The organism is Blautia sp. MSK17_66, from assembly GCF_020538025.1.
Lineage (GTDB): Bacteria > Bacillota > Clostridia > Lachnospirales > Lachnospiraceae > Blautia_A.
The window spans coordinates 165,499-180,233 of sequence record NZ_JAJBNQ010000001.1 but is presented as its reverse complement, the minus strand read 5'-3'; the positions used below and the strand labels follow the sequence as shown (position 1 = coordinate 180,233).

Below are 14,735 nucleotides of genomic sequence, written 5' to 3'. Positions count from 1 at the left end.
CCAGTGTCGGTTAAAAACAAATATTACATAAAAATAAACCTCTGGATTATACCAGGGGTTTATTTTTTTCGAGCATGTCATGAAGGATGTTCTGGGTATATGCACCGAGATGTTTCTGATCTTCTCTGGAAAGATCTTTGACATAAATCGGTTCTCCATACTCCAAAACGACATGAGTTGATTTGATTTTGGGAAAATGTGCCTCGAAGATTTCAACTGTGTTGTTGAGTGCCATAGGAATGATTGCACATCCTGTCTTGGAAGCAATCTTGAAGCTTCCATCATGGAAAGGAAGAAGATCCAGATCATCAGCATTTTTGTTACGTGTTCCCTCCGGGAAGATGCAGATGGAAATTCCGGATTTTATTTTGTCTATGGCAGCAAGGATAGTCTTTAATCCCTGCTTGATATCCTTGCGGTCAAGGAACAGGCAGTGAAGATATCTCATCCAGTTAGAAAGAAGAGGATAGCGTTCCATTTCTTTCTTGGCAATATAACCGGTGCGGATCGGGCATCGGCTGTAGGTAAGCAGGATATCAAAATAGCTTCGGTGGTTGCCGATGTAAAGAACCGGGGTATCCTTTGGAACATTTTCTTCGCCGATTACAGTGATATTGGTGCCGGCTTCCCAGAGAATAAATTTAAAGACTGTCTGAATAATACGTAAAGAGCTGATCTCCTTGGCTTTTGGGGAGAATTTTCCGATGATCCATTCGATCAGAAGAATAGGAATGGAAAGGATCAGAAACCCGATGACTGTAATGGCGACAATGATGAAACGAATCATAACGAATTCCTCTTTCTGCTTATATTTGGTCAGGTTTTATATGATGAAAACCATAGTACCAGTATAAGGGATATTTGAAATAGTTGCAATAAATCTTTTGGATCGGGCATAGAATACATATTGAAAAAGAGCGGGCAGGAGAATTGTGCTTATGCAGATACCGCTGTCTGCGAAGACTGGAAGAAATCAGTCAAAACAGAATACGATAGCTGTCGGATGTATGCTGTTGATCTTTTTACTGATGGCAGGAGGGTGCAGTCTGGTAAAAATAGAAGAAGGAGAAAGAACACCGCTGGCATACACTGTGGTGGAAACAGCAGAGCTTCCTTCGAGTGCACAGGAGATGATTCAGGAAAAGAAAGACAGAGATTTTCAGATGACTTATCAAAAAGGAGATACGGTGTATCTGATCAGAGGATACGGAAAGAAAATGAGTGGAGGCTACAGTATTCAGGTAGCGGAATTGTCTGTTTCATCTACGGCAGTTTTTTTTAAAACAAGGCTGATTGGACCGGAAAAGGAAAATCAAAGCGGAGCACCGTCTTATCCGTATATTGCAGTGAAGACGGAATACAGGGAAGAGCCGGTGATATTTGAATGATCATGAGAGGAGCGGTCAGAAATGGAATTAAAAAGAGAAGATATTCAGGTATTACGGACGAAGAGCAGGGCAACAAGCCAGGTGACATTTGATGTGGATTACAATGTACCTGATGTAAAGCCTGACATAGGAAGAATGATTCAGAATAAAGGAAATGTTTCTGTAGAAGAGGTTCGCTTAAATGACGGTCATGCATTTTTGAAAGGAAATTTGCAGGTGGATCTGCTTTATGTGGGAGAGGAAGAAGGAAGGGTGAACAGTCTTTCGGCGAAACTCCCGATGGAAGAGACCATGAATCTTGAAGGAATCGTGAGTGGAGATAAGCTGTGTCTTCAGTGGGAAATTGAAGATCTTAGTATTCATCTGATCCATTCAAGAAAACTGAATATCAAGGCAGTTGTAACTTTTTATGCAGCGGTAGATGAGCTTTCCGGAATTCGTCTTCCGGTATACCTGGAAGATGAAAACATCTCTGTTCAGAAAAAAACGATGAGACTTCTTGATCTGGCCATACATAAAAAGGATACTTTGCGGCTCAAAGAAGAAGTAGAGCTGGTTTCAAATAAGCCCAATATTGTGGAACTTCTCTGGTACAGCCTGGAGGTTCGGGGACTGGACTTAAGACCGGAAGAAAATGTGGTGAAGGCGAAAGGAGAACTGTTTTTATTTGCTTTGTACAGGGGAGATAATGAGGGAGAAACGGTGCAGTGGCTGGAAAATTCGATTCCGTTTTCCAGTGAAGTGGAATGCAATGGATGTACTTCTGACATGATTCCGAATTTCGCATCCTCCATTATAAATCAGAGCGTAGAGGTAAAGCCGGACTCTGACGGAGAGGAGCGGATTTTGGTAACAGATCTGGTACTTGAACTGGATATACGTCTTTACAGAGAGGAAAATTTTGATGTCATTATGGACGTCTATACGCCGTTTTGCCAATGTATTCCGAAGTGCAGAAATGAAGTGCTGGAGAGTCTTCTGGTCCGTAATTTTTCAAAATGCAGAGTATCGGACCGGATTGAGATCAAAGAAATGCAGGGAAAAATTCTTCAGATCTGTCACAGCCAGGGAAAAGTAAAAATAGATAAGACAAAGATCGTAAAAAACGGGATTCAGGTAGATGGCATTGTTCAGATGAAGGTTCTTTACATTATGGGGAATGATGATATGCCTTTTTATTCAACGGAAGTAATGATGCCGTTCAGCCATATGGTAGAGGCACAGGGGATTAGAGATGACAGTGTTTATTATTTCCATACAGAGCTGGAACAACTGGCAACGAGTATGATAGACAGTAATGAGATTGAAGTCAGGGCTGTGGTGAGCCTTAATGCACTTGTGCTCCAGTGCAGGGAAGAAAAAATCATAGAGACTATAGAAGAACAGCCGCTTGACATGGAAAAAATCCGCAGTATGCCGGGAATCACTGTGTATATGGTGAAGCAGGGAGATACTCTGTGGGATATTGCAAAAAAGTTCTATACAACGATGGAAGAGATCATTTCCATGAATGATCTTGAGGATGATCAGGTAAGTTCCGGACAGCCGTTGATTTTAGTAAAAAAAGTTGAGAGCTGATACTTGAAATCCCGAAAAAAATCATTTAATATAATAGAATCATATTTGTATACAAAGTACATGAAAAACAAAAAATACGAAGGACAGAGGGTGTATTTATGCGTTTGCGAGCAATGGCGAAAATTAATCTGGGACTGGATATCCTGGGCAAAAGAGAAGATGGTTATCATGAAGTTCGTATGCTGATGCAGACGATCCAGATGTATGATCTTCTGGATATCCGGAAGAAATCTTCACCGGGTATCACATTGACTACCAATCTTCTTTATGTTCCATCAGACGAAAGAAATCTGGTATATAAAGCAGCAAAGCTTCTTATGGATGAATTTGATATTCAGGAGGGAATTTCCATGAAGCTTACCAAATCCATTCCGGTGGCAGCCGGAATGGCAGGAGGCAGTTCAGATGCAGCTGCGGCGTTTGTTGGTGTCAATAAGATGTTTCAGCTGGGATTAAGCGAAGAAGAGCTCATGAAACGTGCAGTACAGATTGGAGCAGATGTGCCATATTGCATTATGAGGGGAACTGCACTGGCAGAGGGCATCGGAGAAAAACTGACAAGGCTCCCTCAACTCCCAAAATGTTATATTTTGATCGGTAAACCGGGAGTAAATGTTTCTACCAAGCTTGCCTATGAAAATCTGGATCTTGGAAATCTGGGGGCACGTCCGGACATTGATGGCATGATCGCGGATATTGAGAACGGAGATATTTACAGTATGATTTCCCGCATGGGGAATGTGTTTGAACCAGGAATTATTGCTAAATATCCGGTAATCCAGGAGATCAAAGATCTTATGGAGAAGCATGGCGCACTTAAAGCTATGATGAGTGGAAGCGGCCCTACTGTTTTTGGTATTTTTGATGATAAGAATAAGATGAAGACAGCTGCCAGAATTTTAAGAAGCAGTCATCTGGCCAGGACAGTGTTTGCGACGGAAGTTTTTAACCGCAGGAACTGAGAATTTTTTTTGCAGGAGGTACTTATGATGAATGATTTTTCTGTTGACATGAATGAATATCTGCCATTGAGAGATGTTGTGTTTAACACACTGCGTAAGGCAATTTTGAAGGGAGAACTCAAACCCGGAGAAAGACTGATGGAAATCGCACTGGCAGAACGACTTGGGGTCAGCAGGACTCCTGTTCGTGAAGCTATGCGTAAGCTGGAACTGGAGGGACTGGTTGTGATGATTCCACGTCGTGGTGCACAGGTGGCAAACATCACTGAAAAAGATCTGAATGATGTGCTGGAAGTTCGCATGGCTTTGGAGAATCTGTCCATTGAGAATGCATGTGCACGAATGACAGAAGAGCAGCTGGACGAACTCTGGAAGGCTGCCAGAAATTTTGAAGACACGATGTCAGAAGGTAATCTGGTCAGACTTGCAGAGGCAGATGTGGCTTTTCACGAGGTGATCTACAAGTCTTCTGATAATCGCAGGCTGAATCAGGTGCTTAACAATCTTCGCGAACAGATTTACAGATATCGTGTGGAATATCTCAAGGATGAAGAGACAAGAAATCTTCTGGTCAAAGAACATGAGGAGATTTATGAGGCCATTAAGAACCGCGATCTTAAGAAGGCACAGGAGATCACTTATCAGCATATTGAAAATCAGAGAGAGGCGATCATCCGATCTATCAGAGAGGAAAACCAGGATCGCTGATTTGTTGTATATTCTCGACTGAGATAAATAAAATTGCATAATCTGGTTATTCTAAAAGAGATACATAAATAAATATGTGTCTCTTTTTTATGTTTATGGCAGGAGGATGCAATGGAGCAAAAAATAAAAATCTACAGTGAACTGAGAAAGAATGAAAACTATATCAGAGACAAATTTAAAAATTGTGCGGATATTCTGATTCGACCAATGCGTCTGGGAAATGAAAGTAAAGTGGACTGTCTGATTGTCTATATTGAAGTCGCTGTGTCCAATATGATGCTTGATGATTCTGCACTGGGAAAAATGATAAATCATTTCTGGGAAAGTTCTTCCTATCAGATACAGGAATTTGTAAAAAATAACAGTCTGGGTATTGCAGATGTACGAAAACTTGAAAATATGAAAGACGTACTGTCAGCAATTCTGGCAGGAAATGCCGTTTTCTTTATAGACGGATACGACAAGGCAATGAAAATATCCAGCAAAGGTTATCCGAATCTGGGTGTTTCAGAAGTGGAATCGGAAAAAGTTCTGAGAGGTTCCAAAGAAGGATTTTCTGACTCTGTAAAAACAAATTCCGCGTTGGTCAGAAAAAGAATCAGGGACAGCAGAATGAAGGTTGAGGAAAAAACGACAGGTGTCCGATCCAAAACCATGCTGCAGATTCTCTATATGGAGGATCTGGTTCAGGAGGAGCTTTTGGAGAATATAAAAAACAGTCTGGACGAATATAGAATAGATGGTATTTTTGACAGTGGTATGCTGGAACAGCTGACAGATAAAACCTGGTATTCTCCGTTTCCTCAGTATCAGACAACGGAACGGCCAGATCGTGCAGCAATGGAGATCTTGAACGGAAAGATTGTTCTTCTCTGTGACAATTCTCCGACAGCATTGATTCTTCCGAGTTCCTTTAATGGATTTATGGAGAGCAGTGAAGACTGGTTTCATCATTTTGAAATGACTTCTTTTCTGAGAATTCTAAGATATCTTGCACTGCTTGTGGCAACGCTGCTTCCGGGGCTTTATCTGGCTGTGATACGTTTTCATACACAGATTCTTCCTGCAAATCTGATCTTGTCCTTTGCAAAAGCCAGGGAGGGTGTACCATTTTCCAGTGTGACGGAACTGATTTTTCTGGAATTGTCTTTTGAACTGATCCGGGAGGCGGGAGTGCGTGTTCCGGGAGCATTAGGAAATGCTATTGGAATCGTGGGTGGTCTGATCATCGGTCAGGCAGCAGTCAGTGCGAATCTGGTCAGTCCGATCGTTGTTATGATCGTTGCTCTTACTGCACTGGGTTCCATGGTGATTCCGGAGGAAGAGTTTGCATCAGCTTTTCGATTATTGAAATATATCTTTTTGTTCCTGGGGGGATATCTTGGTATTTTTGGTATTGTTCTGGGAATTTATCTCACGATCTCGCATCTTTGCGGACTTTTGAGTTTTGGCATGCCATATATGCTTCCGTTTATAAAAAAAGTTCCTCGTTGTGATACCGGTGAGGGAATCCTGAGGATCCCATTTCAAAAGAGATGGCAGAGACCACTTTATGCCAGATGGGAACAGAAAATCCGCCTGCGAAAGACTTCGGCCGGAGAGGATGAGAGCAGAGATTTGAAAGAAGGGCAGAAACAGGAGGAGAAGAATTCATGAAATTTGCAGAGAACAACAGAATTTCTCACAGACAGCTTTACAGACAGATGATACTGACCTTTCTGGCACCTTTTCTTGTCTGTCTGCCGGGAAAAAATGGAATTCAGGGAATGAATGGATTCTGGGGTATTGTGCTGGCAGTATCTGTGCTGATACTCTATGTTTTTATACTTTTGCGAGTGACCAGCGGATATTCGGATATGGTACGTTTCCTTGGAAGTTTCTGGGGGCGGATAGCAGGGGTCTTTTTTCTTGTTTATATCATTTTTACCGCAGTATATATTCTGAAAATACTGGAACAGATCATACCGAGATGGCTGCTTATGGGAATTCCGTCAGGGTGGATTTCTTTTCTTGTGATAGTTGTGTGCAGTATAGGAACAGAAAAGGGAATTCAGAGAAGAGGACGGATGGCGGAGATATCAGGAGGCCTGCTTCTGGCAGGTGTTCTTCTTATGATGGTGCTGTGTCTGGGGCAGATACGGGTTGACTATTTACAGGAGATGGCTGAAGCGGAACGAATAAGCGGGGCGGCAGTTGTTCAGGGTGGATATCTTTTTTTGTGTGGATTCTCCGGGGTGGGCCTGCTTCCGTTTATCATGCGTGATGTGGTGAGACCGGGAAGTGTGGGCAAAACGATTATAGGCGCGATTCTTACAGTGGGTGGAATTTTGGCAGGAGTGCTTGTTCTGCTTCCGGCAGTATTTGGATGGAACAGGCTTCTGACAGAAGAGTCTCCAATTCTGCCACTGCTTGCCGGTGCAGCTCTTCCGGGAAACATTCTTGCAAGATTCGATGTACTTTGGATGGGATTTCTCTTATATGGATTGCTGTTTGCACTGGGCAGCCTTTTTTACTATGGACATCAGGTCGTGGAAAAATGCCATCTGGGAACAGCAAAGTACTGGATGGCGGCACTGGTGTTTGGACTGTCATTATTGGAAGTATCAGGTATTGCGGTGAGGACGTTTTACAGAAACTACCTGGAAACCATATTTGTTCCGGGACTTTTATTTATACAGGTGCTGCTTCTTTTCTGTGGGCGGAAGAGAAAAACAAGAAAAACAACTATAGTCGCTTTGATGGCTTTTATTCTTGCATTAAATGGATGTGCAGGAATCGAACCGGAGAAACGAATGTATCCTCTTGCACTGGGAGCAGAGTGGTCAGAAGATGGCTGGACACTCATTTACGGAATGCCGGAACTTCCGAGTGCAGAAGGACAGGAAAAAGAGGAAAGTCAAAATTCTGTGCTGTCGATAAAAGGAAATGATTTTGATGAAATAGAGAAAATCTATAATCGTTCACAGGAAAAATATCTGGATATGGGACATTTGCAGGTGTTGATTCTTAAGAATCAGCTGGTGCAGTCGGAGCATTGGAAGGAACTGCTGGCATATCTGGAAAAAGAGCCTCTGATCGGTGAAAATGTGTATGTGTTTCGTTCAGAATATCCGGAGCAGATCATGAAATGGAACAAAAATGGAAGTTCGACAGGTGAATATCTTCTGGGAATTCTTGAGAACAGAATCCCGGAGCAGGAAAAAAATGGTGTTACATTGCGGCAGGTATATCAGCAGCACTATGAAAACAATACTTTGCTGGACATTCCTGAAATTATTCTGCAGGACGAAGAAATTCAGGTCTGTCTGGAATAAAAATCTGCAAAGTGTGCATACTCCGGACAGAGAATCATTTGCATTTAACAGATTTCCGGAGGTAATAAAATGGACTGGTTAAGAAACTGGAAAAAAAGAATGTTTTTTTCTGTAGCAGTGGGGATGGCGGTAGCAGTGATTTTTTCGGGTGCGCCGAAAAATGTCGAAGATTCTGGTATTATGGCGTGGTGGGGAACCCTGTATCCTCAATTCTGTTTTGAAGATACACATACAGCGGCAGACAATTATGAAAATACGGTAAAACAGCCGCCAAAGCTGTCCTTCTGGCTTGCGAAAGCGCTGGAGAGGTGGTAAGATGTTAAATAATCGTTCAGAAATGCAAGGTGTTTCTGAACGATCAACATCAAACAGAACAGAAGAACTGGAGAAATAGATTTATGAAAATAGACAGAGATGCACCGATCGGTGTATTTGATTCCGGAGTGGGCGGTCTTACTGTCGCAAGGGAGATCATGAGAAACCTTCCATCGGAGAAGATTGTTTATTTTGGTGATACAGCAAGGGTTCCTTATGGAAGTAAATCAAAGGAGACAATTATCCGCTATTCAAGGCAGATCATTCATTTTTTGAGAGAACAGCAGGTGAAGGCGATTGTGATTGCCTGTAATACAGCAAGTGCATTTGCCCTGGATGCAGTAAAGGATGAACTGGATATTCCTGTACTGGGAGTGATTGAAGCTGGGGCAAGGGTAGCAGCAGAGGAAACTCATAATAAAAGAGTTGGTGTGATCGGAACACTTGGAACTGTCGGAAGCGGCATTCATGAAGCATTCCTGAAGCATCTTGATCCGGAGATCACTGTGATCGGAAAAGCCTGCCCATTATTTGTTCCGCTGGTTGAAGAAGGCTGGCTTCATGATCCGGTAACTACCGAGGTTGCTTCCCGGTATCTTCAGGAATTGAAGCAGCAGGAGATTGATACGCTGATTCTTGGATGTACACATTATCCTCTGATACGTTCCACGATCAGAGAGGTTATGGGACAGAACGTACGTCTTGTTAATCCGGCATATGAGACAGCACTGCAGTTGAAGGCTCTTCTTGCAGAACTGGATATTTCCAGCAGCGGGACAGGAGAAGAGGAATTTTCGTATCGTTTTTATGTGAGTGATCTGGCAGATGAGTTTAAGGATTTTGCAAATTCTATTTTGCCATATGATGTGTCGATGGCAAAAAAAATCGACATAGAAAAATATTAAGATCAGGAGGAGCAGACAGATGAACAAAGATGTATTGATACATGTACGTGGTCTTCAGCTGATGGAAACAGACGATGAGCAGGAACCGATTGAGATTGTAGTGCCAGGACAGTATTATTTCCGAAATGGAAGTCATTATCTGCGATATGAAGAAATGCTGGATGATTCTGCACAGACAACGGTAAATTATATTAAAATGTCATCGGAGGGAGTAGAAATCCGAAAACAGGGACAGGTAAACGTACATATGGTTTTTGAACAGGGAAAAAAGAACAAAACTTTTTATAATACACCATATGGAACTCTTCAGATGGGAATTGCAGCAACAGGCCTGGAACTGAAAGAAAGTGAAGACGATATTCAGATGAAAGTGGATTACGCACTTGATATGAATGAAGAACATGTTGCGGACTGTTATCTGACAGTACAGGCACAGTCTAAGGATTCCGATGAATTTGTTTTATAAAGACAAAAATAATGCCCGCGAAGCATTTTGACTTGGCGGGCATTGTCTTTGTTTGATATTATTTGTTTTTGCTGAACATTCTTTTGAAGAATCCCTTTTTCTTAGGTGCCGGTGTTTCAAGAGAACCACGGATTCCCTTTACACCTACGATGTATAAACCGCTTACTTCGGCTTTTACTTCTTTCTTGACAGGGATCAGATCAAAAATTTTCTCATCTGCAATCAGTATGGAAATCTTCGGACCAACTTTAGCCTTAACGATCGGCAGTTTGGAACGGCGCATCAGCTTTGGAGCCTGGTCAATGACCATCTGAGGCAGACCGGATTCTTTGAGTGGAAGTCGTTTCTTATCAATGATCAGCATGGAAACGGTCTGTTTTGCAGCTTCAATCTGTGCCTGCTGTTCTTCTTGCTTTTTCTGAGCTTTCTTTCCGAAGAAATAAAGTGCAACCAGGGCAATGATCAGAATGACCAGGATAACAAGAAGGACGATGCTAAGTGTACTCATAGATACCCTCCTCAATGTGTATATATTTATAAATATTTATGCGAAATATATTCTAACATTATTTATTACAAAAGGCAAATAAATTCACGAAAAATCCGTGAAGAAAAGGAAAAACGGTGGAAATGATATTGGTAAACAGGTATAATATAAAGAACATAAATTGTAAGATCTGGAATAAGAAAAATAACATGAGGTATACTAAAAATTACAGAACAGACGAGATAAGGAGTTAGTATGGAAAGGTATAATGGTAAAAAGAAACCCAGACAACAAGCCGATAAAAAGACATCCCGATCTGTCCAAACAGGAAGGATGACAGAAGAAGAGCGTCAGCGGGAACGCAGGCGGAGACGTCGGGCGTTACAGAGAAAACGAGAGCGTCAGAGAAGGCTTATCCTGGGTATTATGGCTATTGGCATCCTGTTTGTGACAGCTGCGGCAGTCAGGGGAATTGCAGGACGACTCCTTTCATCGTCAGACAGTTCTGATAAGAAAACGGCGGTAAATGCTTCAGATGCTTCGATTTCAGTCAAAGATTCACAGACAACAGAGAAAGCTTCTTCTGAAGCTTCTGCAAAAGACACGCTCAAAGCGGCGAAACGAAAAGCAGCACAGTATGATTACGATGGTGCGATGGAGCTTCTTAAGAAAGATGCCTCATACAGCAGCAACTCTGATATGCAGAATGCAGTCAGCAAATATGAAGAAGCCAAAGCTTCCTGTAAATCATGGCCGCTGGAAGAAGTGACACATATTTTCTATCATACTCTTATCAAGGATCCGAGTAAGGCCTTTGATGGAGACTACAAAGAGGCTGATTATAATCAGGTTATGACTACGATAGATGAGTTTAACAAGATTACACAGACTATGTATGATAAGGGTTATGTAATGGTCAGTATCAAAGATATGGCAAAGGTGAATGAGGATGGAAGTATGTCACCGGGAGAAATCCTTCTTCCAGAAGGAAAGATTCCATTTGTGCTTTCACAGGATGATGTCTGTTATTATCATTATATGGACGGCGACGGATATGCCTCTAAACTGGTTGTAGATGATGAAGGTAAGATCCGAAATGAATATATTGAAGATGATGGAAGTGTATCAGTAGGAGATTATGATATGGTTCCACTGATCGACCGCTTTGTAGAAAAACATCCTGATTTTTCTTACAGAGGAGCCAGGGGTATTGTGGCATTAACCGGATATAATGGGATTCTTGGATATCGAACAGATATCAGCTATGAAACACGTCCGGCAGATCTGGATGATAATAAAGTAGAATGGCTGAATGCACATCCGGATTTCAGCCTGGAAAAAGAACGGGAAGAAGCAAAGAAAGTTGCAGAGGCCATGAAGAAAGAAGGATGGCTGTTTGCCAGTCATACCTGGGGTCATCAGAATGTTGCGCAGATTTCGCTGGAACAGCTTCAGGCAGATACACAGAGATTCAAAGATAATGTAGATCCTCTGATCGGAGGAACGGATATTATCATTTTTGCATTTGGAACAGATTTGACGGTGCAGGAAGATTATTCCGGGGACAAGTTTGAATACCTCAAGAGTGTCGGATACAATTATTACTGCAATGTGGATTCCAGCAAATATTTTGTGCAGATCCGAGACCGTTACTTCCGACAGGGAAGGCGAAATGTGGATGGATATCGTATGTATTATAATCCGGAACTTCTGGAAGATTTGTTTAATGTAAAGGATGTCTTTGATCCAAGCAGACCGACTCCGGTACCACCAATGACTTAAGTTAAGAAAGAGGGAGTTACAACTATGAAGAAAAGAGCTGTGATACTTGGATGTATTTTTTCAGCTTCGATACTTCTAAGCGGCAGTCATATTCTGTCGCTTTTGAATGATACAGCAAAAAAGGAAACAAAAACAGTCAGTACTTATCAGACTGCTTCTCAGGAAGAGGCAGAAACGGACAGTAATGACTCGGAGAAAGAGGATTCTTCAAAATCCAGTAAAGAGCAGTCCATTCTTGATCAGGCAACCATCATGTATCAACAGTATAATTATGATGAAGCAATCAAACTTCTGAAAGGTCAGAAGGAGTTTGTATCAAATAAAGATTATATGGATCTGGCAGCCAAATGTCAGATTTCCAAGTCTTCGCTTGTAGAATATCCGCTGGAAAAGATTACACATGTATTTTTTCATACACTGATCAAAGATACCAGCAAGGCATTTGACGGAGATTCCAAATCAGGTGGATATAATCAGGTAATGACAACGATCAGTGAGTTCAATAAGATCATACAGATTCTTTATGATAAAGGATATGTTCTTGTAAGTCCGCATGATATGGCAACGGTAAACAAAGACGGTACAATGAGCCGTGGAAAGATCATGGTTCCGGAAGGCAAGATTCCGTTTGTACTCTCACAGGATGATGTAAGCTACTATCATTATATGGATGGTGACGGTTATGCATCCAGGCTGGTGCTTGATGAGAATGGTGATGTCAAAACAGAATATATTGAGGATGATGGAAGTGTATCGGTAGGAGATTACGATATGGTTCCGCTTCTGGATGCATTTATCAAAGAGCATCCTGATTTTTCTTATCATGGACGTAAGGGAATTCTTGCGATGACTGGTTATGATGGTGTTCTTGGATATCGTACAGACATTGCCTATAAAGATAAAGAAAACCTTCAGGATGACCAGAAGGCCTTCCTGGACAGTCATCCGGATTTTGATTATGACCAGAATGTGAAGGATGCCAAGAAGGTTGCTGATGCCATGAAAGCAGAAGGATGGGAATTTGCCAGTCATACCTGGGGACATCGGAATGCAACGACTTCCACGGCAGAGGAACTGAAAACAGATGACAAGAAATGGAAAGCTTATGTGGCACCGATCCTTGGTGATACAGATATGGTTATCTTTGCTTTTGGCGCAGATATTGGTGACTGGGAGGGATATTCCAGTGACAATGCGAAATTTGCCTATTACAAAAAAGCCGGATACGATTATTTCTGTAATGTAGATTCCAGTCAGTATTTTGTACAGATCACAGACCAGTATTTCCGCCAGGGAAGAAGAAATCTGGATGGATATCGTATGTACTATAATCCTGACATGCTCAGTGACCTTTTTGATGTATCAGAGGTATGGGATTCTTCCAGACCGACACCGGTTCCGGAGATGTAGGATACAGATTGTTTTGAAAGGAGAATTTTTTTATGAAGAAAAAAGTAGTAGCAGCAATGTTAGTAGCGTGCATGGCAGTATCTCTGACCGCTTGTGGAAGTAAAGAAAATTCTGATAAAGATACCACAAAGACAGAGGCAGTCGCTGATAAATCAGAAGATAAAGAGGAGTCCAAAGATTCCGATTCTAAAAAAGAAGAGACAAGAATTGTTTCTGTAAAAGATATTTCCGACTATGTTACAATCGGGGAGTACAAGGGTTTTACTCTGGACCGTTACACACAGGCAGTAACAGATGATGATGTTAATGCAGAGATCAGTTATGAACTGCAGGACAAGGGAACGGAAGTCAAGGACGGAACCGTTGAAGAAGGAGATACTGTTACTATTAATTTCACCGGTACGGTTGATGGCGAGGAATTTGACGGAGGCTCAGCAGAAGATTATGAACTGGTTGTCGGTGAAGGTGACATGGGAATTGATGGCTTCGAAGAGGGTCTGGTTGGAATGAAAAAAGGTGAAACCAAAGAACTGACGCTTACTTTGCCGGAAGGATACAGTGATGATGATTCCCTTTCCGGCAAGGAGGCAATCTTTAAGGTTACTCTTCAGAAATTTACAAGACCTTCTGAATTGACGGATGAATGGGTTACTTCCAATACAGATTACAAGAGCGTAGATGAGTATAAGAAGTCTGTAAGGGATAATCTTGAAAAACAGGCTGCTACAACAGCAGACAATGAATTGTATGCAACAGCATGGTCTCAGGTACTTGATGCATCTGAAATCAAGAAGTATCCAGAGGAAGAAGTCAAAAAAGCAGAAGAAAATTATAAGGCGTTATATGAGCAGTCAGCAAAAGACAATGACATAGAACTGAGTGATCTGCTGGAAGCATGGGGACTTACAGAAGAAGACTTTGAGGAAGAATGCAAGAATTATGCTGAATCCAAAGTGGAACAGAATCTGATCGTTCAGGGAATTATCGATGCAGAAGGATTAAGTCTGAACGATAAAGAAACAGAAGACTTAAAGAATAATCTGCTTGCGGATTACGGAGTAGAAAGCATAGATGAACTGATTGAAGCATATGGCGAAGATGAAGTGAACGAATCACTGGCACTTCTTCGAGTAGAGAAATTTATTGTGGAACAGTCAACTGTAAACGAAAAAACTGGAAGTGCAGAGGATCCTATCGAGAATGAAGATGCATATTCTGACGCAGAAAATACAGACTCAGAACTGATGGAAGACGATGGAAGCGACGCGGAGCAGGAAGCCTCAGAGGAAGATATGGCAGGAGAAGTCATGGAGGATGATACGGTAGAGGAATAAACAAATATTTAACAAAAGACAATTGTATTTCCATAATAAATGCGTTATGATAATAAGATGAATGTGTTACTGAAGTACCATAAACA

General features: G+C 41.7%; 14 protein-coding genes. 12 read left to right on the top strand and 2 right to left on the bottom strand.

Annotated features, from left to right (window positions below; all coding sequences use genetic code 11):
* Positions 1 to 46 precede the first annotated feature (46 nt).
* A complete protein-coding gene (locus LIR34_RS00835) occupies positions 47 to 787 on the bottom strand; it encodes a lysophospholipid acyltransferase family protein (protein ID WP_173901550.1) in 741 nt (246 codons plus the stop codon).
* Positions 788 to 938: 151 nt separating this feature from the next.
* On the opposite strand from LIR34_RS00835, the gene LIR34_RS00830 reads away from it, so the two are divergent.
* From LIR34_RS00830 to LIR34_RS00790, 9 genes are all read left to right on the top strand, one after another.
* The gene (locus LIR34_RS00830) at positions 939 to 1,388 is read left to right on the top strand and encodes a protease complex subunit PrcB family protein (RefSeq protein ID WP_243149072.1); all 450 of its coding nucleotides are present in this window, start codon (positions 939 to 941) and stop codon (positions 1,386 to 1,388) included.
* A 21-nt stretch (positions 1,389 to 1,409) separates the two neighbouring features.
* Positions 1,410 to 2,966, top strand: a complete 1,557-nt coding sequence (locus LIR34_RS00825; protein WP_173901551.1) for a DUF3794 and LysM peptidoglycan-binding domain-containing protein — start codon at positions 1,410 to 1,412, stop codon at positions 2,964 to 2,966.
* Between the two features lie 98 nt (positions 2,967 to 3,064).
* Positions 3,065 to 3,928: a 4-(cytidine 5'-diphospho)-2-C-methyl-D-erythritol kinase gene (gene ispE, locus LIR34_RS00820; RefSeq protein ID WP_161285025.1), complete on the top strand. Its 864-nt coding sequence runs from the start codon at positions 3,065 to 3,067 to the stop codon at positions 3,926 to 3,928.
* A 24-nt stretch (positions 3,929 to 3,952) separates the two neighbouring features.
* Positions 3,953 to 4,636, top strand: coding sequence for a GntR family transcriptional regulator (locus LIR34_RS00815; RefSeq protein ID WP_173901552.1), 684 nt, complete (start codon positions 3,953 to 3,955; stop codon positions 4,634 to 4,636).
* 111 nt (positions 4,637 to 4,747) lie between these two features.
* Positions 4,748 to 6,292, top strand: a complete 1,545-nt coding sequence (locus LIR34_RS00810) for a spore germination protein (protein WP_173901553.1) — start codon at positions 4,748 to 4,750, stop codon at positions 6,290 to 6,292.
* Complete coding sequence (locus LIR34_RS00805; RefSeq protein ID WP_173901554.1) at positions 6,289 to 7,950, top strand: GerAB/ArcD/ProY family transporter; 1,662 nt, start codon at positions 6,289 to 6,291, stop codon at positions 7,948 to 7,950. The genes LIR34_RS00810 and LIR34_RS00805 overlap by 4 nt, the downstream gene beginning before the upstream one ends.
* A gap of 69 nt (positions 7,951 to 8,019) precedes the next feature.
* Positions 8,020 to 8,265: a hypothetical protein gene (locus LIR34_RS00800; protein ID WP_161285029.1), complete on the top strand. Its 246-nt coding sequence runs from the start codon at positions 8,020 to 8,022 to the stop codon at positions 8,263 to 8,265.
* Between the two features lie 83 nt (positions 8,266 to 8,348).
* Positions 8,349 to 9,170, top strand: coding sequence for a glutamate racemase (gene murI / locus LIR34_RS00795; protein WP_173901555.1), 822 nt, complete (start codon positions 8,349 to 8,351; stop codon positions 9,168 to 9,170).
* 19 nt (positions 9,171 to 9,189) lie between these two features.
* The gene (locus LIR34_RS00790) at positions 9,190 to 9,636 is read left to right on the top strand and encodes a DUF1934 domain-containing protein (RefSeq protein ID WP_161285031.1); all 447 of its coding nucleotides are present in this window, start codon (positions 9,190 to 9,192) and stop codon (positions 9,634 to 9,636) included.
* A 58-nt stretch (positions 9,637 to 9,694) separates the two neighbouring features.
* On the opposite strand, the gene LIR34_RS00785 is transcribed toward LIR34_RS00790, so the two are convergent.
* Positions 9,695 to 10,144, bottom strand: a complete 450-nt coding sequence (locus LIR34_RS00785) for a hypothetical protein (protein ID WP_161285032.1) — start codon at positions 10,142 to 10,144, stop codon at positions 9,695 to 9,697.
* A 312-nt stretch (positions 10,145 to 10,456) separates the two neighbouring features.
* On the opposite strand from LIR34_RS00785, the gene LIR34_RS00780 reads away from it, so the two are divergent.
* From LIR34_RS00780 to LIR34_RS00770, 3 genes are read left to right on the top strand one after another with little or no spacing between them, the layout of a single operon-like run.
* Positions 10,457 to 11,905, top strand: a complete 1,449-nt coding sequence (locus LIR34_RS00780) for a polysaccharide deacetylase family protein (RefSeq protein ID WP_161285133.1) — start codon at positions 10,457 to 10,459, stop codon at positions 11,903 to 11,905.
* A gap of 24 nt (positions 11,906 to 11,929) precedes the next feature.
* On the top strand, positions 11,930 to 13,315 hold the full coding sequence (locus LIR34_RS00775; RefSeq protein ID WP_173901556.1) for a polysaccharide deacetylase family protein: 1,386 nt from the start codon (positions 11,930 to 11,932) through the stop codon (positions 13,313 to 13,315).
* Between the two features lie 32 nt (positions 13,316 to 13,347).
* Positions 13,348 to 14,649: a trigger factor gene (locus LIR34_RS00770; RefSeq protein WP_173901557.1), complete on the top strand. Its 1,302-nt coding sequence runs from the start codon at positions 13,348 to 13,350 to the stop codon at positions 14,647 to 14,649.
* Positions 14,650 to 14,735: the final 86 nt, after the last annotated feature.

Coding starts and splice junctions, on each gene's coding strand:
- LIR34_RS00815 (WP_173901552.1), top strand. CDS start 3,953: ATGATGAATGATTTTTCTGTTGACATGAATGAATATCTGCCATTGAGA.
- LIR34_RS00775 (WP_173901556.1), top strand. CDS start 11,930: ATGAAGAAAAGAGCTGTGATACTTGGATGTATTTTTTCAGCTTCGATA.
- LIR34_RS00805 (WP_173901554.1), top strand. CDS start 6,289: ATGAAATTTGCAGAGAACAACAGAATTTCTCACAGACAGCTTTACAGA.
- LIR34_RS00790 (WP_161285031.1), top strand. CDS start 9,190: ATGAACAAAGATGTATTGATACATGTACGTGGTCTTCAGCTGATGGAA.
- LIR34_RS00800 (WP_161285029.1), top strand. CDS start 8,020: ATGGACTGGTTAAGAAACTGGAAAAAAAGAATGTTTTTTTCTGTAGCA.
- LIR34_RS00780 (WP_161285133.1), top strand. CDS start 10,457: ATGACAGAAGAAGAGCGTCAGCGGGAACGCAGGCGGAGACGTCGGGCG.
- LIR34_RS00835 (WP_173901550.1), bottom strand. CDS start 787: ATGATTCGTTTCATCATTGTCGCCATTACAGTCATCGGGTTTCTGATC.
- LIR34_RS00830 (WP_243149072.1), top strand. CDS start 939: ATGCAGATACCGCTGTCTGCGAAGACTGGAAGAAATCAGTCAAAACAG.
- LIR34_RS00825 (WP_173901551.1), top strand. CDS start 1,410: ATGGAATTAAAAAGAGAAGATATTCAGGTATTACGGACGAAGAGCAGG.
- LIR34_RS00810 (WP_173901553.1), top strand. CDS start 4,748: ATGGAGCAAAAAATAAAAATCTACAGTGAACTGAGAAAGAATGAAAAC.
- ispE (WP_161285025.1), top strand. CDS start 3,065: ATGCGTTTGCGAGCAATGGCGAAAATTAATCTGGGACTGGATATCCTG.
- LIR34_RS00770 (WP_173901557.1), top strand. CDS start 13,348: ATGAAGAAAAAAGTAGTAGCAGCAATGTTAGTAGCGTGCATGGCAGTA.
- murI (WP_173901555.1), top strand. CDS start 8,349: ATGAAAATAGACAGAGATGCACCGATCGGTGTATTTGATTCCGGAGTG.
- LIR34_RS00785 (WP_161285032.1), bottom strand. CDS start 10,144: ATGAGTACACTTAGCATCGTCCTTCTTGTTATCCTGGTCATTCTGATC.